Source organism: Providencia sp. PROV267 (assembly GCF_028477825.1).
In the GTDB taxonomy this organism is placed as follows: domain Bacteria; phylum Pseudomonadota; class Gammaproteobacteria; order Enterobacterales; family Enterobacteriaceae; genus Providencia; species Providencia stuartii.
The window spans coordinates 133350-157096 of the sequence record NZ_JAMPLX010000009.1 but is presented as its reverse complement, the minus strand read 5'-3'; the positions used below and the strand labels follow the sequence as shown (position 1 = coordinate 157096).

Sequence of the window (23747 nt, the reverse complement as noted above, 5' to 3'; positions counted from 1 at the left end):
ATTATCCTGTTTTAGGTTGCTTATCCAGCAAATAAACAGGGTAGTTTGACGATAAGTGAGGTCAACTGATGACAGAAAAACGCAAAGAGGGGTCAGGTAAGCTGTTGTACTGCTCTTTCTGCGGAAAAAGTCAGCATGAAGTCCGCAAGCTGATTGCCGGTCCGTCAGTCTATATTTGTGATGAATGTGTCGATTTATGCCTCGATATCATCCGTGAAGAGATCAAAGAGTTAGCTCCTCATCGTGAGCGTAGTGCACTGCCTACTCCCCATGAAATTAGAGAGCATCTTGATGATTACGTCATAGGTCAAGAACAAGCGAAGAAAGTACTTTCTGTTGCTGTTTATAACCATTACAAGCGTTTACGTAATGGAGATACCACTGCTGAAGGGGTAGAGCTTGGTAAAAGTAATATTTTGCTGATCGGCCCAACAGGTAGCGGTAAAACACTGTTGGCTGAGACGTTGGCTCGTTACTTGGATGTGCCATTTACGATGGCTGATGCAACCACATTAACCGAAGCGGGTTACGTGGGGGAAGATGTCGAAAATATCATCCAAAAATTACTGCAAAAATGCGACTACGATGTAGAAAAAGCTCAACGCGGTATTGTTTACATTGATGAAATTGACAAAATTTCGCGTAAATCAGATAACCCATCCATTACCCGTGATGTTTCAGGGGAAGGGGTACAGCAAGCGCTACTGAAACTCATTGAAGGAACAGTGGCGGCGGTTCCTCCACAAGGTGGTCGCAAGCATCCTCAACAAGAGTTTTTACAGGTTGATACCTCTAAAATCTTATTTATCTGTGGTGGTGCGTTTGCAGGGCTTGATAAAGTCATCGGTCAGCGTTTAAACACACGTTCAGGTATTGGTTTCGCTGCGGAAGTCAAAGGCGAATCTGACAAAATCAGTGAAGGTGAGTTGTTAACGCAAACAGAACCAGAAGATTTAATCAAATTTGGTCTGATCCCTGAGTTTATTGGTCGTTTGCCTGTTGTTGCGACATTAACTGAATTGAGTGAAGAAGCATTGATTCAGATTTTGCAGGAACCGAAGAACGCATTAACCAAGCAATATCAAGCGCTATTTAGCCTTGAAGGGACAGAGTTAGAGTTCCGTGAAGAAGCCTTAAAAGCGATTGCTAAAAAGGCAATGGCTCGTAAAACCGGGGCTCGTGGCTTACGCTCAATTGTTGAAGCCGCATTACTAAATACAATGTACGATCTGCCTTCTATGGAAGGTGTTGAAAAAGTCGTTGTTGATGAGAATGTGATTAATGAACAATCAGAGCCATTACTGATCTACAGCAAGCCTGATGCCCAAGCCTCTGGTGATAATTAGCGCCTAGGATTTAGCACCAAAAAGTTATCAGTGAAATGAGGGATCCTCCCCTCATTTCACTTTTTATCTTCAAGTACCCATTGAATGCTAAAATCTTATCCCCATATAGTTTATATTCTGAGTGTGGTTTCTTTGTTTTTAAAATAATTACTTTCTAAACAATAGTTGGAAACCCTTAAACTAGCGTAAGCTAAACGAAGAGAGAGCTTTATGAATCCTGAGCGTTCCGAACGCATAGAAATACCAGTATTGCCTCTGCGTGATGTAGTGGTGTACCCACATATGGTGATCCCACTGTTTGTTGGACGTGAAAAATCCATTCACAGTCTGGAAGCAGCGATGGATCATGACAAGCAAGTAATGCTGGTAGCCCAAAAAGAGGCCTCAACTGATGAGCCTGGGGTTAACGATTTATTTTCTGTTGGCACCGTTGCTTCAGTTATTCAAATGCTGAAATTGCCCGATGGCACAGTTAAAGTATTAGTTGAAGGTTTAAGAAGAGCACGCATAAGCAGTTTAACTGACAATGGTGAATATTTCTTAGCACAAGCTGAACTGTTACAGCCTGAATCAGTGAAACACGTTGCGGGAACTGATAACTTTTACAATGAAGCGGGTGCTAAAACGCAAGTTGCAGAGCTTCTTGATGAAAAAGAACAAGAGGTTCTTTATCGCACGATAGTCAGTCAGTTCGAAAGCTACATCAAACTGAACAAAAAAATTCCGCCTGAGGTGCTGACCTCGCTACACTCGATTGAACAAGATCAACTCGATAAACTAGCGGACACAATAGCTTCTCATATGCCATTGAAATTGGCAGATAAACAGCGCGTATTGGAGATGGCGAATGTCGCCGAGCGTGTTGAGTTCCTGATGGCCATGATGGAGTCAGAAACTGAGCTGCTGCAAGTTGAAAAACGCATCCGTAATCGTGTTAAAAAACAGATGGAAAAAAGCCAACGCGAATACTATTTGAATGAGCAAATGAAAGCGATTCAAAAAGAGCTTGGTGAAATGGATGACGCGCCAGATGAATACGAAGCGCTGAAACGTAAAATTGAAGAAGCGAAGATGCCAAAAGAGGCTCATGAAAAAGCGGAAGCTGAGTTGCAGAAGCTAAAAATGATGTCTCCGATGTCGGCTGAAGCCACCGTCGTACGTAGCTATATTGACTGGATGGTGCAGGTGCCATGGCATGCGCGCAGCAAAGTGAAAAAAGATCTTGTTAAGGCGCAAGAAGTCCTTGATAAAGACCATTATGGCTTAGAGCGCGTTAAAGAGCGTATTTTAGAGTATCTGGCAGTACAAAGCCGTGTTAGCAAAATTAAAGGGCCTATTTTATGTCTGGTAGGGCCTCCGGGGGTTGGTAAAACTTCTCTTGGGCAATCTATTGCGAAAGCGACAGGGCGCCAGTATACCCGTATGGCGTTAGGTGGTGTGCGTGACGAAGCGGAGATCCGTGGTCACCGTCGTACCTATATCGGTTCTATGCCGGGTAAATTGATCCAGAAAATGGCAAAAGTTGGGGTAAAAAACCCACTATTCCTGTTAGATGAGATCGATAAAATGTCTTCTGATATGCGTGGCGATCCAGCATCCGCATTGTTAGAGGTATTAGATCCTGAGCAAAACGTCGCCTTTAACGATCACTATTTGGAAGTGGATTACGATCTGTCAGATGTGATGTTTGTTGCTACGTCGAACTCAATGAACATCCCAGCGCCGTTACTTGACCGTATGGAAGTGATCCGTCTTTCCGGTTATACGGAAGATGAAAAGCTGAATATTGCTAAGCAACACTTATTGCCAAAACAAGTTCAGCGTAATGCCTTGAAAAAAGGTGAGCTAACCATCGATGACAGTGCATTAATCGGTATTATTCGTTATTACACGCGTGAAGCTGGTGTGCGTGGCCTCGAACGTGAAATTTCGAAATTGTGCCGTAAAGCGGTGAAAGCCTTATTGATGGATAAAAAGCTTAAACATATCGAAATTAACGCTGACAACCTAAAAGACTTTTTAGGTGTGCGCAAATTCGATTACGGGCAAGCAGATACTGAAAACCGAGTTGGTCAAGTGACAGGTCTTGCATGGACAGAAGTAGGTGGTGATTTATTAACCATCGAGACAGCTTGTGTTCCGGGCAAAGGTAAACTCACGTATACCGGTTCACTCGGTGAAGTTATGCAGGAATCCATCCAAGCGGCATTAACCGTAGTACGTGCTCGAGCAGAAAAACTGGGTATCAATAGCGATTTCTATGAAAAACGCGATATCCATGTACACGTTCCGGAAGGTGCGACGCCAAAAGATGGTCCAAGTGCGGGTATTGCAATGTCAACCGCGTTGGTGTCTTGTTTAACGGGGAATCCTGTTAAAGCTGATGTAGCAATGACGGGTGAAATTACTTTAAGAGGTCTTGTTTTACCGATTGGTGGTCTGAAAGAGAAATTACTTGCGGCACACCGCGGTGGCATCAAGACAGTATTAATTCCATTTGAGAATAAACGTGACTTGGAAGAAATTCCAGAAAACGTTATTGCAGATTTGGAAATTCATCCGGTTAAAACAATTGAAGAGGTACTCTCTTTAGCACTAGCGAACCCACCATTTGGTGCGGAAATCGTAAAAAATAAGTCAAAAAGAGTGAGCTGAATCAAGAAGTTTACATAAAAATGAGACTGACAGCTAATTTAGGGGTTGTCAGTCTTTTTTTTCGTCGCTAATTTAACGATGATTCTGATAATTATTTGGATGTAATCTGTTCTCTTGCCATTGGCATTCAGGATTGATATAACGGCTGCATCATTAATTAGCTTAAATAGCCTAATTAAGATCATAGTCAAAACTAATATGGGGATGATAAGAGTGAATAAGTCTCAACTGATTGATCAAATCGCTTCTGAAGCGAACATTTCTAAAGCTGCAGCTGGTCGCGTTGTTGATGCGTTTGTTGCATCTGTAACGACTTCACTAAGCAAAGGTGACGATGTTGCTTTAGTTGGCTTTGGTACATTCACTGTTCGTGAGCGTGCCGCTCGTACAGGACGTAACCCACAAACAGGTAAAGAGATTAAGATCGCTGCGGCGAAAGTACCTGCTTTCCGTCCGGGCAAAGGTTTAAAAGACGCGGTTAATAGCTAATTCAGTTTTCTTTTGGTTTTGTTTTATTTTTTCTAAAACACACACTGACTGAATAATATTAATCAGCTAATATAGAGGCGCATCATGGAAATGGTGCGCTTTTTTTTCAATCTGGGTTAAGATTAGCGTATTATTAGGAAATTGAATTTAACAAGCGGAGTTAAGCCTTTTTATGATGGACAATCTACGCACGAAAGCGAACAGTCCTTTTATCAAAGTGCTACTGGCTATTATTATCCTGTCATTCGTGCTGACAGGGGTTGCTGGTTACATGATTGGCGGTTCAAGTAATGATGCTGCTAAAGTTAATGGACAGTCAATTAGCAGGGAGCAATTCCAAACGGCTTTCTCGCAAGAGCGTCAGTCTTTACAAGATTCCTTGGGTGATAAGTTCTCTGAAATTGCTGGCAATGAAGAGAGCATGAAATTTTTGCGTAATCAGGTTTTAAATAACTTGATTAACAGTACGTTAATGGCTGAGTATGCTAATGAATTAAACTTATCTGCCAGTGATCAGCAGGTAAAGGATGCAATTTTTGAAATGCCAGTGTTCCAAACTAATGGAAAATTTGATGGCGATAAGTATCGTCAGATATTGGCAGCAAATAACTACAGTGCTGATAACTTAGCGGAACAAGTCCGTGCTAATTTAATTCTCTCTCAGCTTTCTGATTCATTTATTAAAACCGATTTTGCGCTACCTTCAGAAGTGAAAACATATGCAGAGCTCGTTTTACAAGAGCGCGAAATTCGTGTAGCGACCCTTTCGTTAGCCGATGAACAAGCAAAGCAGACGGCGACTGAAGATGAAATTAAAGCTTACTATAATGCGAATCAGGATAGCTTTATTGCTCCTGAGAAAGTGCAAGTTAGCTATGTAGAAATAGACGCGGCAGCTTTACCTCCACAATCAGTCACTGATGAAGAGGTAAAAACGTATTATGAGCAAAACCTAAAAAACTACACTCAAGCTGAGCAAAAGCACTACAGCATGATCCAAGTGGCGTCAGAGAAAGAAGCTAACGCTATCATTGATGAGCTAAAAGCCGGTGCTGATTTTGTGGCGTTAGCGACTGAGAAATCAACCGATAAGCTTAGTGCGGGTAATAAAGGTATCATTGGTTGGATGGAAGAAGCCTCGACGCCCTCTGAAATCGTTAACGCTAACTTAACGGAAAAAGGGCAAATCTCTACACCTATTAAGTCAGATTCAAATTTTGTGATTTTCCGTTTGGATGATATCAAACCTGAAAGTATTAAGCCTCTCGACTCGGTGAAGGATGAGATTAAAAATAAACTGATTCAGGACAAAAATAGTAAGCAGTTTTATGACTTACAGCAGAAAGTCAGTGAAGCGGCCACAAATGATAATGAGTCACTTGCTTCAGTTGAAGAAGTATCAGGTTTAAAAGTGGTGGCAACGGATTGGTTTGATAAAAATAATCCGCCAGCAGCGCTTAATTACCCTAAAGTGATCAACGAAATATTCAGTGAACGTTTAGTGGATCAAAATGGTTCTACGGGGATTAACTCAGATGTTATCGACGTTCAAGGTGACCGTGCATTTGTTGTCCGTGTATCACAATATGCACCGGAGCAAACTCAACCATTAGAAGCTGTTAAATCTCAAGTTGAAACACTCGTTAAACGCCAGAAAGCGAATGCAGCATTAAAAGCTGAAGGCGAGAAATTAGTCGCAGCCTTGAAAGAAGGTAAAGGTGATACTGCAAATATTCAGTTTTCTGCACCTGAAAAGGTTTCACGCTTGATGCCTCAAACGCCAGTTATTGGCGCGGCAATGGCAATGGCGAAACCTGCTGACGGCAAAGCAACTTATACAACAGTGCGTGACGAAAAAGATAATTTAGTCATTATTCAACTTGATAAAGTGATCCCAGGCAAAGCTTCAGATAAAGAGCTTGAGCAGTTAACCGCAAACTACCGTGGTATGATGGGAATGGCGGTAAATGAAGCTTTGATTCAGAACTTACGTAATAACGCCAAAATTGAAGTGATTAATTTAGACTAAATTGCGAAGCCGCTCGTAATTCTAAGTGCAACAAAAATAAGTTGAGGCCACCTTTGGGTGGCCTTTCTCATTTCTATCATCACAAAAAAGCTTTTGCATAATAAATTTGGCATTGTGGCATCTCAATTTAAACAGGAGAACATCAATGACATGGATGAAATTTATAAAGCAATCATTAGGCAGCGCTGCCGTTATTCTGACGATATTAATGTGCTCACAATCGGCGCTAGCAAAAAAAGCAGAAGCTGATAAGCCAGTGGCGGCGGTGGTTAGTAAAAAGCCTAAGGAGGAAAAACCATCGGAGAATTTGAAAGAGACAAATCAAGTGAACATCAATCAAGCGAGTGCCGAAGAGTTAGCGAAAAAGCTTCATGGAATTGGCATACAAAAAGCGAAAGCTATTGTTGAGTATAGGGAGAAATATGGCGCATTTAATACTCTTGAAAATATTTTGGAAGTACGTGGAATAGGGCCTGCATTTTTAGAGAAAAACAGAGGCAAGCTAGCGCTATAGTGAGCTGTGTGCCCACCTTGTTGTGGGCACTTAATCTTATTTGTGGTGAATGCCAATATTATAGTGTGATCTAAGACGATCCTATTATTGTAATACTTGCCTTGATACATAAAAAATGCGATCAGTATCGAAGAAAATAGAACATTTCAGCAAATAGCATGATTGTTTGTTATATTTTTGTAACGAATAGCAACTGGTCGGAGTAGTTATGGCAACGCAAATTAAAGTACGTGGTTATCATATTGATGTTTTCCAACATGTGAACAACGCACGTTATCTGGAGTTTTATGAATCAGATAGATGGGCTTGTATGGATGAGCACAATTTTCTGGGCTGGGCGCTAAAAAGCCAGCTTGCCATGGTGGCGGTTAATATCAATGTGAACTATTTTCATGGTGCCATACTTGGCGATGAGCTAACAGTGACAACGCGTATTGAAAAAATTGGTACTAAAAGTGCGTTGTGCTATCAGCAAATAACACGCGAAAGGCAAGGTAAGAGAGAAGTGGTGTCAGATGCAAAGGTGACTTTTGTCTTTATTGATTTAGCGCTGAATAAATCCATTAAGATTGAAGGGGAACTGCGCGAAAAACTTGAGTTATTATCCAAAAGTAGTACTGAAGATTTTATTGCCGCTTAATCATTAACACCGGAAAGTTGCTAACTCTCCGGTGTGGTTAGCAAGCAAAGTACTAAGCGAGATTAGCGAGTTTTTTTAGAGAAGCTAACACCGACTCTTTATGGCTTAAATAATAGTTCAAGCCTTTACTGCGAAGGTGGCATGCAGCACACTCCCCACAACCGTCACCTTGTATACCATTATAACAAGTCAACGTTTGCTCACGTATGGTTTCTAAATGCCCATAATAGTCTGCAAGTGCCCATGTTTGTGCTTTATCGAGCCACATTAAAGGCGTTTCAAAGCGGATATCTTTTGCTAGCCCAAGGTTTACGGCATGGTTAAGTGCTTTAACAAATTCGTCTCGGCAATCAGGGTAGCCTGAAAAATCGGTTTCACATACGCCTGTGATAACCGCCTCTGCTTGGACTTGGTAAGCGTAGATGGCTGCAAGCGTTAAAAAGAGAATGTTTCTACCCGGAACAAAAGTGCTAGGTAGCCCATTAGTTGCACTTTCGTTATAGTCGGGTACAGGGATATTGTCGCGGGTCAAACTGCTTACGGCTAACTCATTGAGTAGGTTTACATCAAGGATTTTATGCGCGGCTGCACCCAGTGAATGGCTTAGCTTTTGAGCCACTTCAATTTCAAGCCGATGACGTTGTCCATAATCAAAGGTGACACAATGGACTTCATCATACATTTTTAAAGCTTGAATGAGACAAGTCGTCGAGTCTTGACCACCACTGAAGACAACAACAGCACGTTTCATAAATACTTCTCCTACTCAAAAATATAAATACTTAACTGATGGGTCATGGTAATGATGCTAGCGTGTGATGAACAGGGAAATTTTTGTCTTTTTGTGGTTATTGATGAATTATTTATGCTGTCGTAAATCTATTTAGGTAAAATCATTCTATTATATAAAGTCGACAGTGATATTTTTTTATAAATAAAAAGAGAATACCTATGTTAGATAAGATAGATAAAAAGTTGCTTCGCTTGTTGCAAAATGACAGTAGTCTATCTTTAAATGCACTTGCAGAGGCCGTTAACTTGACGTCGACTCCTTGTTGGAAAAGGTTGAAACGCTTGGAGGATGAAGGGTACATTCGCCACCGAGTAACCTTGCTTGATGGGGAAAAATTAGGTCTCGGTCTAACGGTTATTGTTATGATCAAAACGCAACACCATAACAGCGAGTGGTATGAACAATTTGTCTCTTTTGTTAGCCAACTCCCTGAAGTCCTTATGTTTTACCGTATGGCAGGAGAGTATGATTATCTGATGCAAGTCGAAGTCAAAGATATGAAATCCTACGATCTATTTTATAAGAAACTGGTTAATGGCGTTCATGGCCTGATTGATGTAACCTCTAGTTTTGCAATGGAAAAAATCAAGTATACGACAGCGCTACCTATTCCTGATTAGTGTTGTTAGTTCTGCTTTTCTCAATTGTTTTGCATCGTTAGGATGCCACATAATGGCAAATATTAAATCTTATTCAAGGCAGTAACTCAGTGCGATTATTTTCACAATTAAGCTGGTATTTTCTTAGTGAATGGCGGCGCTATGTTGGCGCGGTTTGCTTTCTCATTATTATTGCTATTTTACAGCTTGTTCCTCCACGGCTTGTGGGCGTTGTTGTTGATGGTATTAGCAACCAGACGATGGCTACGAGCCAGCTAGTATCTTATGTCGCCTTGATGTTATTTATCGCTGTCGTTGTGTATGGGCTGCGCTATGTGTGGCGGATTTGGTTATTCGGAGCATCCTATAAGTTAGCCGTACAATTGCGACAAAAATTCTATCGCCAATTAAGCCTACAAAATCAGTCTTTCTATCTACGCTATCGAACGGGGGATTTAATAGCGCGTACAACCAATGATGTTGACCGCGTTGTTTTTGCAGCGGGGGAAGGGGTACTGACGTTTGTTGATTCCTTAGTCATGGGATGTGCGGTATTGATCATGATGAGCGTGGAGATCAGTTGGCAGTTAACGTTATTAGCATTAATTCCTATGCCAATTATGGCACTAGTTATTAAACGCTATGGCGACCAATTACATCATCGTTTCAAACATGCCCAAGGCGCATTTTCATCCCTAAATAATCATGCTCAAGAGAGTTTAACCAGTATTCGCATGATTAAAGCTTTTGGTCTTGAAGATCACCAATCAAACCAATTTGAGCAGGTTGCGACAGAAGCAGGGCGGCGTAATATGCATGTTGCCAGAGTTGATGCACGCTTTGACCCAACCATTTTTATTGCTATCGGTATGGCTAACTTGCTTGCTATTGGCGGTGGCAGTTGGATGGTATTACAAGGAACATTGACGCTCGGTGAACTGACTAGCTTTGTGATGTACTTGGGGCTAATGATTTGGCCTATGCTGGCATTGGCATGGATGTTTAATATCGTAGAGCGTGGTAGTGCTGCTTATAGTCGTATCCGAAGTTTACTTGATGAGCCGCTCGATATTGAAGATGGGCATCAATCACTGGGTGCTGAAAAAGGGGCATTGAGCGCGAGAATTAAAACGTTTAGCTACCCTGAAACAGATAGAGTCGCACTCCACGACATTCAATTTGACCTCAAACCGGGGCAATTTTTAGGACTATGTGGCCCGACAGGTTCAGGGAAATCAACACTTATTACGCTGATCCAGCGCCAATTCGATGTTACTGAAGGCGCGATTTCTTATCAGGGGAAACCGTTATCTGAGATTCGGTTAGATGAGTGGCGAGGTCGTTTAGCCGTTGTTAACCAATCACCTTTTTTATTCTCTGATACGATTGCAGGGAATATCGCATTAGGCAACCCACAAGCCACAGTAGAGCAGATTGAGGAAGCTGCGCGTATTGCTTGCGTACATGATGATATTTTGAGGTTACCTGAAGGCTACCAAACCCAAGTGGGTGAGCGTGGCGTAATGTTGTCTGGTGGGCAAAAACAGCGAATTTCTATTGCACGCGCTATTTTGCAAAATGCCGAAATTTTAATTTTAGATGATGCGTTATCGGCGGTGGATGGGCAGACTGAATTTACTATTTTACAAAATTTAAGTCGCTGGCGAGAGGGTAAAACATTAATCATTAGTGCACACCGCCTATCTGCGTTAGTCGACGCTGATAATATTCTCGTGTTATCCCAAGGAAGCATTGCGGCGGAAGGTATTCACTCAACGTTATCAGTCCAACCTGGATGGTATAAAGATATGTACCATTATCAACAAATCGAAGCCACTTTGGATGGTGATTTATGAGTCAGAAAAAACCATTGTGGCCAGCGTTAAAACGCTTACTTAGCTATGGCAAAGTTCACCGCGGTACAATGTCGGTTGCCATTGTTATGCTATGGGTCGCTGCTGCGGCTGAAGTTAGTGGGCCTTTGCTGATTAGTTATTTTATTGACAACATGGTGGCTAAGAAACAGATCATCATGCCGTTAACCTTATATTTAGCAGTTGGTTTTGTGTTATTACAGATTGCTGCTGCACTCTTACATTATTATCAAACGATCTTATTTAACAAAGCGGCTGTTGGCGTGGTTCAGGCTTTACGTACCGACGTAATGAACTCAGCATTAAGACAACCATTAAGTGCGTTTGATAAACAACCTGTAGGTCAAATCATTTCCCGTGTTACTAATGATACCGAAGTTATTAAAGACCTATTTGTGATGGTTGTGCCGACAGTCTTCCGTAGTTTAGCGCTAATTTGTGCGATGCTTATCGCGATGTTTACCCTTGAATGGCGCATGGCTTTAGTGGCAGTCATGATTTTTCCAGCCGTGATGGTGGTGATGCTCGTGTATCAACGGCTAAGTACTCCGATTGTGCGCCGCGTTCGTTCTTATCTTGCTGAAATAAATAATGGCTTTAATGAAGTGATCAATGGCATGACAGTGATCCAGCAATTCCGCCAACAAGCTCGGTTTGGCGAGAAAATGTTAGAGGCTAGTCAAGATCACTACCTTGCACGCATGAAGGCATTAAAACTGGATGGGTTATTACTTCGACCTCTGCTTAGCTTGATCTCGGCATCGGTGCTTTGTGGGTTACTGTTATTGTTTGGATTTGATGGTACGAGCACAATTGGTGTTGGGGTTTTATATGCTTTTATCAACTATCTTGGACGTTTAAATGAGCCTCTCATCGAATTGACCTCTCAACAATCTATGTTGCAACAAGCGGTCGTTTCAGGTGAGCGAGTGTTTGAATTAATGGATAGTCCGAAACAAGCTTATGGCAATAATATACAGCCATTACAAAGTGGTGCTATTGATATTCAGGGGTTATCTTTTGCGTATCGTGATGACAAAAAAGTGTTAACGGATATCAATCTTCATATTCCTGAAAATAGCTTTGTTGCTTTAGTTGGTCACACGGGAAGTGGGAAAAGTACCATCGCAAACCTGATTATGGGCTATTACCCTTGGCAGCAAGGGGAGATCCTACTTGATGGACGTTCCTTACACACACTTTCACATCAAGTTTTACGTAATGGGATCGCGATGGTGCAACAGGATCCTGTCGTTCTAGCGGCATCTTTCTTTGATAATGTCGCGTTAGGGCGTGAGATAACCCAAGAAAAAGTTTGGCAGGTTCTCGATGTTGTACAGTTAGCTGAGCATGTTCGATCACTGCCAGAAGGATTAGATTCGCTACTAGGAGAACAGGGGAATACGCTTTCTGTCGGGCAAAGGCAACTACTCGCGATGGCTCGGGTCTTAGTTGCAACACCCAAAATATTAATTCTGGATGAGGCGACAGCCAATATCGATTCAGGTACAGAACAGGCTATTCAAAAAGCACTGCGTATAATCCGCCAAACGACTACACTTGTGGTTATTGCACACCGATTATCCACAATTGTCGATGCCGATCAGGTTGTTGTGCTTCATCGTGGTGCAATTGTTGAAAAAGGTAGTCATACACAGCTACTGCAACAAAAAGGGCGTTATTATCAAATGTATCAGCTTCAACAGGTCGGTGAATCGTTGAATTTGCATGATGATATGGAGCCTGAAGCGTTATTGAATTAGCCTGTTTGCACATTTTTAACGCATCGTCAAAAGGCCACTCGGATGAGTGGCCTTTTCTTTTGCGATGACTATTTGAATTATAAGCATAATTAATTTTGGCATGCTATTTGCTGTTAGTGTAGTTGCAGCCAATGATGATGTTGTCGTACGTCTTTAGCTGGATAGGTAGGGGATCATATTATCCGGAGGGAAAATGAAATATATCATCGCAATTATTAAGCCTTTTAAGTTAGACGAGGTCAGAGAGGCTCTTTCAGATATAGGGATACAAGGCCTTACGATGACTGAAGTGCGTGGTTTTGGGCGGCAAAAAGGACATTCTGAATTATATCGTGGTGCAGAATATACCGTCGACTTCTTACCAAAAGTGCGTCTAGAAATTGCTGTTTCCGATGAATTTGCCGATCTCGTTATTGAGTCAATAGAAAAAGCAGCAAATACAGGGCAAGTAGGTGATGGGAAAATATTTGTATTAGAGCTTGAGCAAGCCATACGTATCCGTACTGGCGAGAAACAAGATGAAGCACTATAGGAGAGTAGCGATGAGTAAACTGTTTCAACGTTTGTGTTGGCTATTTATAGCAAGTTTTCCTGCAAGAGTGTTTGCATCTGATGATGGTGTCGATAAAGCGGATAACGCATTTATGATGGTTTGCACTGCATTAGTCCTATTCATGATCGTTCCGGGTATTGCTTTATTTTATGGCGGGTTACTGAGAAGCAAAAATGTCCTCGCACTGATGGCGCAAACTATGGTTATTTTTGCACTTGTTTCAGTGATTTGGGTTATCTATGGTTACAGTATTTCATTTAGTGAGGGCAATAGCTTTTTTGGGGGATTAAGCCAATTTATGCTCAAGGGTATCAATATTGACAGCTTATCTGCCACCATCCCTCAATTTATTCATGTCGCATTCCAAGGTGCTTTCGCTTGTTTGACGGTTGCGTTGGTGGTTGGTGCGTTAGGCGAACGAGTTAAATTTTCTGCAATACTGATATTTACTGTCATTTGGACAACCTTTGCTTATTTGCCTATTGCTCATATGGTGTGGGGAGGAGGACTCCTTGCCCAAGATGGTGCTTTGGACTTTGCTGGAGGCACTGTCGTTCATATTAATGCCGCTGTTGCTGGGCTTGTTGGTGCTTACTTACTTGGAAAGCGCACAGGGTTGGGTAAAGAAGTCATAAAGCCTCACAACTTGCCGATGGTGTTTATGGGTACCGCAATCTTATTTATCGGTTGGTTTGGTTTTAATGCGGGGTCAGCGGGAAGTGCGAATTCCGTCGCGGCCTTGGCATTTATTAATACGGTGGTAGCGGCATCCGGAGCAATACTTTCATGGGTACTTGCTGAATGGATATTTAGGGATAAGCCCTCATTGTTAGGTGCCTGCTCAGGGTGCTTAGCGGGGTTGGTTGGTGTTACACCCGCAGCAGGAACGGTTGGGGTTGCAGGAGCATTAATTATCGGCCTACTTTCAGGTATTGCTGGGTTATGGGGGGTTGTGGTTTTAAAACGTTGGTTAAAAGTTGATGATGTTTGTGATGTCTTTGGTGTTCATGGTGTTTGCGGGGTGGTTGGGTGCTTACTCACGGGGGTGTTTACTTCGGCGGCTCTCGGGGGGATGGGGTATGCAGAAGGTATAACAATGATAAAACAAGTTGGCATTCAGGCATTTAGCATACTTATTTGTGTTGTTTGGACCTCAATTGTTGCTTACCTTGCATTTTTAATCGCAGATAAGACAACAGGCTTACGTGTTGATGTTGAACAGGAGCGAGAAGGGCTTGATATCACTTATCATGGAGAGAGTGCCTATAATTGATCGAAGCCAAAAAGTGAGTTGGTACTAACATACAAGGAAGTTTATCAAACTAAAGCTGTTCAACACCTGCATCTCAATATCTTGATAAACATAATGATAGATGAGTGCGGTCACGATATCCCAAACTAAAGCGAAAATAGTGAATGACCCCCAATAGTTGGATAACCCATTACTGGGGGCGTTTTTTAACTCACAAAATAGTTAGTGAGTACTCGCACTAATTAGCTATAGTTGACTTAGCGAGGCCTTCTTTTACGGATCACCCCTTCTTGAACCGCTGTTGCCACTAAGACCCCTTGTCGGTCATAAATTTGCCCTTTAACAAAGCCTCGTCCTCCAGAAGCGGAAGGGCTTTCAATGGCATAGAGTAACCAATCATCAATTTTAAATGGTCGGTGATACCACATTGAGTGATCGATTGTTGCGACTTGCAAATCTCTCTCCATAAACCCACGGCCATGTGGCTGTAGGGTTGCAGGTAAAAAATTATAGTCAGACGCATAGCCTAATAAGTAGTTGTGTAATGAGGGAATATCAGGCAATTGGCCTTTGGCTTTAAACCAAATATAACGAAAAGGCTCTTGCGGTGGGTTATTAAATGGGCTGTAAAATTGAATAGGCCGAAACTCAAAAGGATTTGGGCGCAAAGCATACTTTTTGACCGACTCGGGCAATTGGGTTGCCAAACGTTGAATGATTTCATCCTGTGATGCCAGTGTCTCTGGTAAAGGAACATCTGGCATGAGGTTCTGGTGATTAAACCCCTCTTCTTGTGCTTGGAAAGAGGCCGTCATAAAAAAGATGGGCTTGCCATGTTGTATTGCGCTGATGCGTCGTGTACTAAAGCTGCCACCATCTCTTAATATTTCGACATCATAGACAATAGGGCGTTGGCTATCACCAGGACGCAAGAAATAGCTATGGAATGAATTTATTACGCGACCTTCGGGGATAGTCTGTTCCGCTGCGTACATGGCTTGACCAACAACTTGCCCCCCAAATACTTGAGGTAATCCAAGATCTTCACTTTGACCTCGATAAATACCCTCTTCGATTTTTTCCAGCTCCAATAGGCTGATTAAATTTTGCAATTCTGGGCTCATAGCAACCTTGAAAGTTGATTAATATTTATCAGATGCGGGTATTTTCCCATTAATACATAAAAATAGGTAGAGCGTTTTTTGTCTTATCGCTTTTATATATCAATAGCAGAAAGCATGGCTGGCTATGATTTTAAATAGGCGATGACTACCGTTTAGGCCGCTATGTTCAACAGTTGATTACATTTTGATGTTGTTTGTTACATTTTGAAAGAATATTTTGTTGGTGAGTATTTTTTAGCTATAATCAATTCGCCTTCAGTAAAAATCACACTCTGATTAGTATAAAAATACTTAACAACAAATTGTTTTTTGGACATTTATTATGAAACTACACCTATGCATAATTGGCTTTGTTCTGCCTGCTTTTTTGGTCGGTTGTGAAGGTAATAATAATAATGTAAAAGAGACGAAGGTTAACAATCACAGCCATAATGCAAAGCAGCATTTAGACACTGACGTCATTAGAGGGCAAGTTGTCATTCCGCAGCAGGTCAAATTGCCTCAGAATGCCGTGATTACAGTAACCTTAGCGGATATTTCAATCGCGGAACTACCTGCGTTGATCTTATCACAAAAATATTATGAGACTTTAGGCAAACAGTCTCCTTTTCCTTTTGAATTAAGCTATCAAAAGAATGAAGTACGCCCAGATGCCCATCTTGCGATGAGAGCGACAGTATCTGTTGATGGTAATATCTTGCTGATTTCCAAAGTAGAAAATCTCTCTACTAGTGATGATACGAGCAAAGAAATTAGGTTAGTTATTGAACCCACCAGTTGATTATTTTTTAATAAATATCATTAATTACGTATTTTGTGCAAGAAATCAGCACTTGGCAGTAGTTTTCTTGCTATTTTAGTTGTCATCAAGCATAATGCCTCCTGCTTTTTAGGAAGCAATCTATGGGGGCTCTGTTGGTTCTCCCGCAACACTAACTTGTTAATTTGGTCAGGTCTGGAAAGAAGCAGCCACAGCAGGAGATGTGTGTGCCGGGATGTCGCTGGCAGGGCCCCCACCCAATTATGAGTTAAGTAACCTATCTGTTTATTTCCCCCCTCTTTCATCTTATAACTTAAGCTAATATTCATTGGCAGATAAAATAGCAAAATCGTAAATTTGAAATGAGTATTATTAATTTTAATGCTATTTTTATAAGATAAAGCGACGATTATTTGTAAGGTTTTATAAATTCTTTATGAATAAGCGTAGCGCTATTGAGAAGCTGTCTAATTATGAATATCCAAAGCTTAATTGGATAAAATACGAGCGCGATGGATACATTGTTTACAATGTATAATAATAGAATGAAAGACAATATACACATTAAGCCGATAAAATGAATTATCGGCTATAACCAGTTATTATCTGTGCATATTAATAAGTAGTTACCTAACAAATTTCCAAACCGATGCAGGGATTTTGTCATAAAGTTTATTCATAGTGAGTTCTGCAAGGCGATGGTCAGCAGCTGAATAGAACAATTCTAACTCATCTTCAGAAAGCTCATACTTATTTTTCTCAATAACACGCTCAAGTGTATCGATGGTTGTGCATTTTCTTAAACGCATCAGATAATCAGTTTTGGTCATAATACCCTTTCTTTTATTGATAATTAAAAAAGCTTTATAACATGCTATGTTATAGTTTATATAGCGACGAATAATATCTTTATGTTTTGCTTGCAGGGCACTTTAAATCATCATCAAGTACGGAAACTAGATTTTGATTCATGCTCTGCCAGTCAATAATTTCACTTAGAGTTATTACAGGGCTTCCGAATAAATCATAAGTCTCATCAAGATACTCTTCAACTAATGATATAACGAGATTCTCTTTGGGATATTTTATCTTAAATTGCCACACGAAGGCTGCAATATGTTCAATGAGTTCATTAAGTCTAGCACTTTGTGGTGAACTTAAATCATTGACCCAGTGTGTATTAGTTTTCTGTAAGCTTAACATTGCTTCTCGATTCAAACTGTTACACAAGTATTTTAACTCAGATATATCATAATTTTTGGGTGAATATTCATCCATAATCACCTCCGCAGGCGAGACTAACCTTTGCTATGTGTATTTCTATATCTAAATAATCTAGTACAAACTAAATAAAACACCTTGGTTATTAACATAAGCATTTACTAATCAACGCATTAGGTTATATATACTTTGTAACAAAGTAGGTGTAATTTTTAGAATTATCAATAATTATATCAGTAATATTCAAATACGGGCTAGCAGCGCTAACAGTTTTCGCTGTGCTAATAATATAGCACTTTTATTACATAAGTCACCACCTGACCGCGGTTTTTTTTCAAAAATAAAGCAGGATAAAGGACTTATAGTGCTATTTATATCAATTAAGCGCAGTTTTAAAGGAGTTTTATATCCAATTAGAGATACTTTTCGTTTGTTTACAAAAAATAACGATGATTTTAACTTAAAAACGATATGCAAAATAATTTGAAGAGGTTTTTTTAACAAAATAGAGAAAAGATTAACGGTAATTGAATATGATACCAATATTGATAAGCATAATTAATTTTTAATACCAAATAAGTAATACCTACCGATTAATCGGTAGGTACATGACAGAGACTTATTTTATAAGTAGAGGTTCAATGTGACACCAGGTTTTAGATCTGCCATTTTGACACCTGAATTCCAACTCATTAAATCATTGAGTTTGATCCCATGCCTTTTGGCTATGCTGTAATAAGAGTCACCTTTCTTCACTCTATAAGTTTTGGTTTTACGACTATTGGCAGTAGGGGCTGAACCTTTTATCTTAAGGGTTTGGCCCGGATAGATAGTGGCCGTTTTCATTCCATTAAGCCGCTTTATCTCTTTACTTGTCGTATTGAATTTTTTGGCAATACTTGCAACCGATTCCCCTTTAGCCACTTTATAAGTGAAATTATTGGCGGGTTGGGTTGATCTCTGATGCTGATTTTTAGCCACAGCGAGACGGATATTATCTAAAACAGCTTGGTCAGAAAGTGATACTTTTAATTGCTCCGCTTTTGCTGTCGGTAACATAATATAATGTGGGCCATTAGGTGATGTTACACCACGCTTATAGCCAGAATTATAAATTTTCAGCGACTCTTCCGAAATACCTGTTAGCTCGGCAGCTTGGGTTAATGTAATTTGCTGCCCAACATCGACTTGAGTTAACGCTCTATTTCGGTTACTACGCGGTAATTTAATTTGATATTTTTCAGGTGCTCTTAATATTTGGCTAAGCGCTAATATTTTAGGCACATATTGTTTTGTTTCTTTAGGTAAAGATAACGACCAGAAATCAGTTGGCAACCCAGCTTCTTCATTCTTCTTAATCGCATTCAGTACACAGCCTTCACCGCAGTTATAAGCGGCTAAGGTTAATTCCCAATCATGTCCAAACATGATATTTAAATTTTCGAGCAAATCAAAAGCAGCCTTAGTCGATGTGACTAAGTCACGGCGCTCATCGACCCATTGATCTTGTTTTAAGCCATAAGAGCGTGCGGTGATAGGAACAATTTGCCACAATCCTGCCGCCTGTGCAGGTGAGGTTGCTTTTGGATTGAATGAACTTTCTATGATTGGAATCAGGGCCAATTCCATGGGTAAGTTACGATTATCGATTTCGTCCACGATCCAGTACATATAAGGTTCGGCCCTTAATGTGACGTCGTAGAGAAAACTTTGTTTTGTATAGTAATTACTTGCCTGTTCCCTGATGATAGCATTATCAGGTATATCCATCTTCAGCTCATCACTGATATAACCCCAAAGGTCGTTATCTACCGTCGAGATTTGTCTGCTTGCTGCCTGATTATGTGGAGCAACGGTTTCTATAGTGTGGTTTGCTGAAGACCTGTTCTGCTTGGTTTGTTGAGGCGAAGATTGGCATCCGGCCAGCAGAACAATGGCGATAATAGTCGCTATTGTCTTCATTGTGTCTTGGTTCTTTGTTGTATGTGTAAAAGTCGAACAATAATACTTATCCGACACAAAGAAGACAATAATTAAACGTTAATAATGATCTTTTAATTGACGTAGAACGGTAAAAACAGCTCTAAGTGGTGGGTTAGCTTGATTTATATTTAATTTTCTTTGCAATTGTGCATTATCACACTGTAAAAAAATATTCACTTTTCGTTCTGTTTTTAGCGTGGTAGGTACAGTTGGTTGATTTTTGTTTCGCTTAGCGGCAACCTCTTCTTGATATTGGCTAATTTGCGTGTTTTCAGGCCAAATATGGTGAGCGAATTTCAAATTAGATTGAGTATATTCATGGGCACAACAAATTAATGTGTCATCAGGGAGAGCAGCAATTTTCTGAATGGATTGATACATTTGCTCCGGTGTACCCTCAAATATCCTTCCACACCCAGCAGAAAACAGGGTATCGCCACAAAATAGATAAGGGGCTTGATAAAAAGCAATATGACCAAGGGTATGTCCAGGTAAGCCAATAACATCAAAATTAAAATCGTTAATTTTGACACTATCACCTTGCTCAACGATTTGTGTTGCTCCTTTAACTTGAGTCTCTTGAGGCCCAAAAACAGGTAGGTTACTGAAGTTTTTCAGAATACCTTTTACACCACCAGTATGGTCATTGTGATGATGGGTCAGTAAGATAGCCGTTGGGGTAAGCTTTTTTTGCGTCAATATTTCGAGGACTGGCTCTGACTCCGCGGGGTCAACAATGATACACTGTTGGTTATTATCAGACAGAATCCAAATATAGTTATCATTTAAAGCAGGGACTCGTATTAACTCCATAATGACCTCTCTATTTTGATTAAGGGGAATTTGATGAAGCCAGCGCGTATTGAAAAAAAGTTCCAGATGCCTGTGAGTTGGTCTGATATCCCTTTTGGGGAACACTATCGCCAAGCGTTGCAATATCAGCTTCGCCCTTGGTGGCCAAAAATATTTGGCTTTCATTTGCTTAAGCTTGGGCACCTCAGTACTGAGGTCGATACCGAAGAGTGTATGGTATCGCATCAGTTTTGTTTGGGGAATGATGACCCTCGTTTTCAAGTTATCGCTGAACCACAAGCGCTTCCCTTTACGGCCAAATCAATCGACGCATGCCTAATCTCACACATGTTGGCATATAGCCATGACCCCCATTGGGTATTGCGTGAAGTTGACCGTGTGCTCGTTGATGATGGCTGGCTAATTATTTCTGGCTTTAACCCATTTAGCTTATTAGGGATCGGTAAAATGGTGCCGTTCCTTCGTAAACAGCAACCTTATTGTAGCCGTCTTTTTCCTACGTTAAGGGTATTTGATTGGCTTAGTGTATTGAATTATGAAGTACTTTACCATCGCAATTGTCAGGTGTTTCCATGGCATGGCCCTGAAAATTGGTTAAATCAGCGCATAAAAGGGGTAGGTACTTTAAATGTGATTGTTGCGAGAAAGCGAACTTACCCTCTAACTCCGACATTGCTCAAATTTAAACAACCGAAAGTTAAAATAGGCACTGCACTGGGGGCAACAAAGCGTATTTCTGATAGCACCAAAAAATTATAAATTTCAGCGATAAACACGCGATATGAATTAAGGCCTACACTGTGTGGGCAAATGTAGGCAAGTTGGGATTGAACCCGTTTAATCTTGTGTAGGTTGGTAACCTGTATCTTCTTTTGTTGGTGATTCAGCCGCTTGGCGTGCGAGTTCATCACATTTTTCATTTTCCGGATGGCCTGCATGGCCTTTTACCCAACGCCAATCAATTTTATGGCGAGCGATAGCCGTATCTAAGCGTTTCCAGAGGTCAACATTCACTACCGGAGACTTATCTGCTTTACGCCACTGACGACGCTTCCAATTGTGGATCCATTGTGTGATCCCTTGGCGAACATATTGGCTATCGGTGGTTAAAATAATATCACATGGTCGTTTTAACGATTCAAGGGCAACAATAGCAGCAAGTAGCTCCATACGGTTATTGGTTGTCATAAAAAAACCTTCATTGAGTGTCTTTTCATGCTGTTGGTAACGAAGAAGAATGCCATAACCACCTGGACCTGGATTACCCAGACAGGAACCATCAGTGAAAATTTCTACCTGCTTTGTCATTTCTGTTAAACTCTACCTTATTCATCAATCTCTAGTTTGACACAAAAATCCATTATGAGCACGGCGATAACCAGACAAATTGTCCTCGATACTGAAACTACAGGTATGAACAAACTGGGCGTTCATTATGAAGGCCATAACATTATTGAAATTGGAGCCGTCGAGGTTATCAATCGTAGGCTGACGGGGCGCAATTTTCACGTCTATATAAAACCTGATCGTCTCGTGGACCCTGAAGCTTTTGAGGTTCATGGTATCAGTGATGAGTTTTTACAAGATAAACCCGTGTTCGCTGATATTGCCGATGAGTTTATTGAGTTTATTCGTGGAGCAGAGCTGATTATCCATAACGCCCCCTTTGATATTGGCTTCATGGATTACGAATTTAGCAAATTGAATAAAGATATACCGCCAACGGCCGATTTTTGCCAAATAACGGATAGTTTAGTCATGGCTCGGCAAATATTTCCCGGTAAACGGAATAACTTGGATGCGTTGTGTGATCGCTATTTGATTGATAATACGAAACGAACTCTCCATGGGGCTTTGCTCGATGCCGAGATACTGGCTGATGTCTATTTAGCGATGACTGGTGGACAGACGTCTTTGGCTTTTTCAATGGAAGCAGATACTTCAAACGAAAGTTATGTTGAAGAAGTACAACGGATAGACCGTCCTGTCAGTGGGTTAAGGGTACTTTATGCGACGGATGAAGAGCTGATTGAACATGAAAAGCGGCTAGATATCGTCGATAAAAAAGGCGGTAAGCCTTGTCTCTGGCGTCAATCGCCTGAGGAAGGGGAGACGGTTCATTAGCAGTTATTCGCTTTTAAGGCTAAAAACTGTTCAAATGCACGTTTTTTCAAGAAAAAGTATTGACTGTTATTGAAAGTATTCGTAATATGCATCGCGTTCCCAAGGGGAATGTTCGGAGCGGTAGTTCAGTTGGTTAGAATACCTGCCTGTCACGCAGGGGGTCGCGGGTTCGAGTCCCGTCCGTTCCGCCAGATATCGAAGCCCTGATTCTTAGAATCAGGGCTTTTTGCATTTATGCCTTTGTTCCCTCAAATACACAAAAGAAAAATCCTTCATAAATGTAATGATAGGGGATGCTCTTGATATCCCAATCTGTGTTCATGGCTATTGCAGCGAGTCAGTAATAAAGTTTATGAAATAGAGAACGAAGTCTTGAGTTAAGACTACTATTACACGTAAGCAATTTATAAATCTAAATAAACAGATGAAAGCTAACATGACATTAATGATCGTTATTGAGGTATGACGATGAGAAAATTAGTTAGATAACTTTAACTCCCATCCTTTTGTGTGAATCATTTTGCTTCACTACCTTTTAGTATTTCCCATCCTGAATAAATGATATTGATTTAATCCTCTTTTAGTGGGCGATTAAAACACTATCGTTCAATTCATAATCTATAAATCACTTATTCATTTCTTGATGGCTTTTAATGTTACTTTTAAGTGTTTTTGATAATAATAATGGTTTTCAATTTAAATTGGTTTTAAAAGTTAAATTTTGTTTTATCCCTTTATGATACTCATTATAAGTATATTTAATTTCAAATAAAATAAACATAATAAGAGTATATTCATTTTTCTTGCATATTTATATTATGTAAATTAGTAGTCGTTTTCCAATATTATGAAATTAACTAAAAATTAACACGTCTTATTTTTAGTTATGCTGATTATTATTTTAAAAGTGATTATGAAATCGTGGTTAGTATTATTACCTAAATCAAAAGATAACGTTAACTTTTGAAGGAGTCTTATCTGATATTTAAAGATTGGTTATTATTTAAAATAATGTGGGCTGCTTTGTATCTATATGAAAAATATATATTTATTTTTTTTCTTGCTATTTTATAAGAGGTGTTTAATAAATTAATTAATTTATATTTTCATTAATGATTATGACTATTTATAAAATTTAAAATTTTCATCTTTATTTGCGTCATAATTAGTGTTTTTATGGTTGAAAAGTCCATTTTATATAGACCGTCTTAAAAT

21 protein-coding genes, 1 tRNA gene and 1 other RNA gene are annotated in these 23747 nt (G+C 40.2%); 16 read left to right on the top strand and 7 right to left on the bottom strand.

All coding sequences use genetic code 11. From position 1 onward, the window contains the following. The first annotated feature begins 68 nt into the window (after positions 1-68). The 6 genes from clpX to PR709_RS07670 all read left to right on the top strand — a co-directional run bounded on the left by clpX (position 69) and on the right by PR709_RS07670 (position 7673). On the top strand, positions 69-1346 hold the full coding sequence (clpX, locus tag PR709_RS07695) for an ATP-dependent protease ATP-binding subunit ClpX (protein WP_004927031.1): 1278 nt from the start codon (positions 69-71) through the stop codon (positions 1344-1346). 210 nt (positions 1347-1556) lie between these two features. Next, positions 1557-4001: an endopeptidase La gene (gene lon, locus PR709_RS07690; RefSeq protein WP_004927032.1), complete on the top strand. Its 2445-nt coding sequence runs from the start codon at positions 1557-1559 to the stop codon at positions 3999-4001. 213 nt (positions 4002-4214) lie between these two features. Next, on the top strand, positions 4215-4490 hold the full coding sequence (gene hupB / locus PR709_RS07685) for a nucleoid-associated protein HU-beta (RefSeq protein ID WP_014656769.1): 276 nt from the start codon (positions 4215-4217) through the stop codon (positions 4488-4490). Between the two features lie 172 nt (positions 4491-4662). After that, positions 4663-6519 (top strand): peptidylprolyl isomerase, encoded by a 1857-nt coding sequence (ppiD, locus tag PR709_RS07680; protein ID WP_014656768.1) that lies wholly within the window; start codon positions 4663-4665, stop codon positions 6517-6519. Between the two features lie 145 nt (positions 6520-6664). Next, entirely contained in the window at positions 6665-7033 is a 369-nt protein-coding gene (locus PR709_RS07675) for a ComEA family DNA-binding protein (protein ID WP_004927040.1), read from the top strand. Between the two features lie 208 nt (positions 7034-7241). Beyond that, positions 7242-7673, top strand: coding sequence for an acyl-CoA thioesterase (locus PR709_RS07670; protein WP_004927043.1), 432 nt, complete (start codon positions 7242-7244; stop codon positions 7671-7673). A gap of 52 nt (positions 7674-7725) precedes the next feature. Here PR709_RS07670 and queC read toward each other — a convergent pair whose 3' ends face one another. Then, entirely contained in the window at positions 7726-8424 is a 699-nt protein-coding gene (queC, locus tag PR709_RS07665) for a 7-cyano-7-deazaguanine synthase QueC (protein WP_004927045.1), read from the bottom strand. 200 nt (positions 8425-8624) lie between these two features. Here queC and PR709_RS07660 point away from each other — a divergent pair, with 200 nt between their 5' ends. The 5 genes from PR709_RS07660 (at position 8625) to amtB (ending at position 14528) form a co-directional block, all read left to right on the top strand. After that, a complete protein-coding gene (locus PR709_RS07660; RefSeq protein WP_004927047.1) occupies positions 8625-9086 on the top strand; it encodes an Lrp/AsnC family transcriptional regulator in 462 nt (153 codons plus the stop codon). Between the two features lie 89 nt (positions 9087-9175). Beyond that, positions 9176-10921 (top strand): SmdA family multidrug ABC transporter permease/ATP-binding protein, encoded by a 1746-nt coding sequence (locus PR709_RS07655; RefSeq protein ID WP_272570845.1) that lies wholly within the window; start codon positions 9176-9178, stop codon positions 10919-10921. Continuing rightward, complete coding sequence (locus tag PR709_RS07650) at positions 10918-12702, top strand: SmdB family multidrug efflux ABC transporter permease/ATP-binding protein (RefSeq protein WP_004927051.1); 1785 nt, start codon at positions 10918-10920, stop codon at positions 12700-12702. The genes PR709_RS07655 and PR709_RS07650 overlap by 4 nt, the downstream gene beginning before the upstream one ends. 193 nt (positions 12703-12895) lie before the next feature. After that, positions 12896-13234, top strand: a complete 339-nt coding sequence (locus PR709_RS07645) for a P-II family nitrogen regulator (RefSeq protein WP_004927053.1) — start codon at positions 12896-12898, stop codon at positions 13232-13234. Between the two features lie 10 nt (positions 13235-13244). Then, complete coding sequence (gene amtB, locus PR709_RS07640; protein ID WP_014656764.1) at positions 13245-14528, top strand: ammonium transporter AmtB; 1284 nt, start codon at positions 13245-13247, stop codon at positions 14526-14528. 236 nt (positions 14529-14764) lie between these two features. Here the strand turns inward: amtB and tesB are convergent, their stop codons facing one another. Continuing rightward, positions 14765-15631, bottom strand: a complete 867-nt coding sequence (gene tesB, locus PR709_RS07635) for an acyl-CoA thioesterase II (protein WP_004927058.1) — start codon at positions 15629-15631, stop codon at positions 14765-14767. Between the two features lie 322 nt (positions 15632-15953). Between tesB and PR709_RS07630 the strand changes: the two genes are divergently transcribed. Further along, positions 15954-16412 (top strand): YbaY family lipoprotein, encoded by a 459-nt coding sequence (locus tag PR709_RS07630; protein WP_004927062.1) that lies wholly within the window; start codon positions 15954-15956, stop codon positions 16410-16412. 132 nt (positions 16413-16544) lie between these two features. Next, positions 16545-16641, top strand: an RNA gene (gene ffs / locus PR709_RS07625) — signal recognition particle sRNA small type. A 376-nt stretch (positions 16642-17017) separates the two neighbouring features. Here ffs and PR709_RS07620 read toward each other — a convergent pair. The 4 genes from PR709_RS07620 to gloB form a co-directional block, all read right to left on the bottom strand. Beyond that, a complete protein-coding gene (locus PR709_RS07620) occupies positions 17018-17221 on the bottom strand; it encodes an HHA domain-containing protein (RefSeq protein WP_004927064.1) in 204 nt (67 codons plus the stop codon). 79 nt (positions 17222-17300) lie between these two features. Beyond that, complete coding sequence (gene tomB / locus PR709_RS07615) at positions 17301-17669, bottom strand: Hha toxicity modulator TomB (protein WP_004927067.1); 369 nt, start codon at positions 17667-17669, stop codon at positions 17301-17303. A gap of 567 nt (positions 17670-18236) precedes the next feature. After that, positions 18237-19574, bottom strand: a complete 1338-nt coding sequence (gene mltD / locus PR709_RS07610) for a murein transglycosylase D (protein ID WP_004927077.1) — start codon at positions 19572-19574, stop codon at positions 18237-18239. A 78-nt stretch (positions 19575-19652) separates the two neighbouring features. Beyond that, positions 19653-20408, bottom strand: a complete 756-nt coding sequence (gene gloB, locus PR709_RS07605; protein WP_004927081.1) for a hydroxyacylglutathione hydrolase — start codon at positions 20406-20408, stop codon at positions 19653-19655. A 33-nt stretch (positions 20409-20441) separates the two neighbouring features. On the opposite strand from gloB, the gene PR709_RS07600 reads away from it, so the two are divergent. Beyond that, positions 20442-21167: a class I SAM-dependent methyltransferase gene (locus tag PR709_RS07600; RefSeq protein WP_004927087.1), complete on the top strand. Its 726-nt coding sequence runs from the start codon at positions 20442-20444 to the stop codon at positions 21165-21167. Positions 21168-21245: 78 nt separating this feature from the next. On the opposite strand, the gene rnhA is transcribed toward PR709_RS07600, so the two are convergent. Further along, a complete protein-coding gene (rnhA, locus tag PR709_RS07595; protein ID WP_004927090.1) occupies positions 21246-21716 on the bottom strand; it encodes a ribonuclease HI in 471 nt (156 codons plus the stop codon). A 54-nt stretch (positions 21717-21770) separates the two neighbouring features. On the opposite strand from rnhA, the gene dnaQ reads away from it, so the two are divergent. After that, the gene (gene dnaQ, locus PR709_RS07590) at positions 21771-22532 is read left to right on the top strand and encodes a DNA polymerase III subunit epsilon (RefSeq protein ID WP_004927092.1); all 762 of its coding nucleotides are present in this window, start codon (positions 21771-21773) and stop codon (positions 22530-22532) included. 114 nt (positions 22533-22646) lie between these two features. Beyond that, positions 22647-22723, top strand: a tRNA-Asp gene (locus PR709_RS07585). Positions 22724-23747 lie beyond the last annotated feature (1024 nt).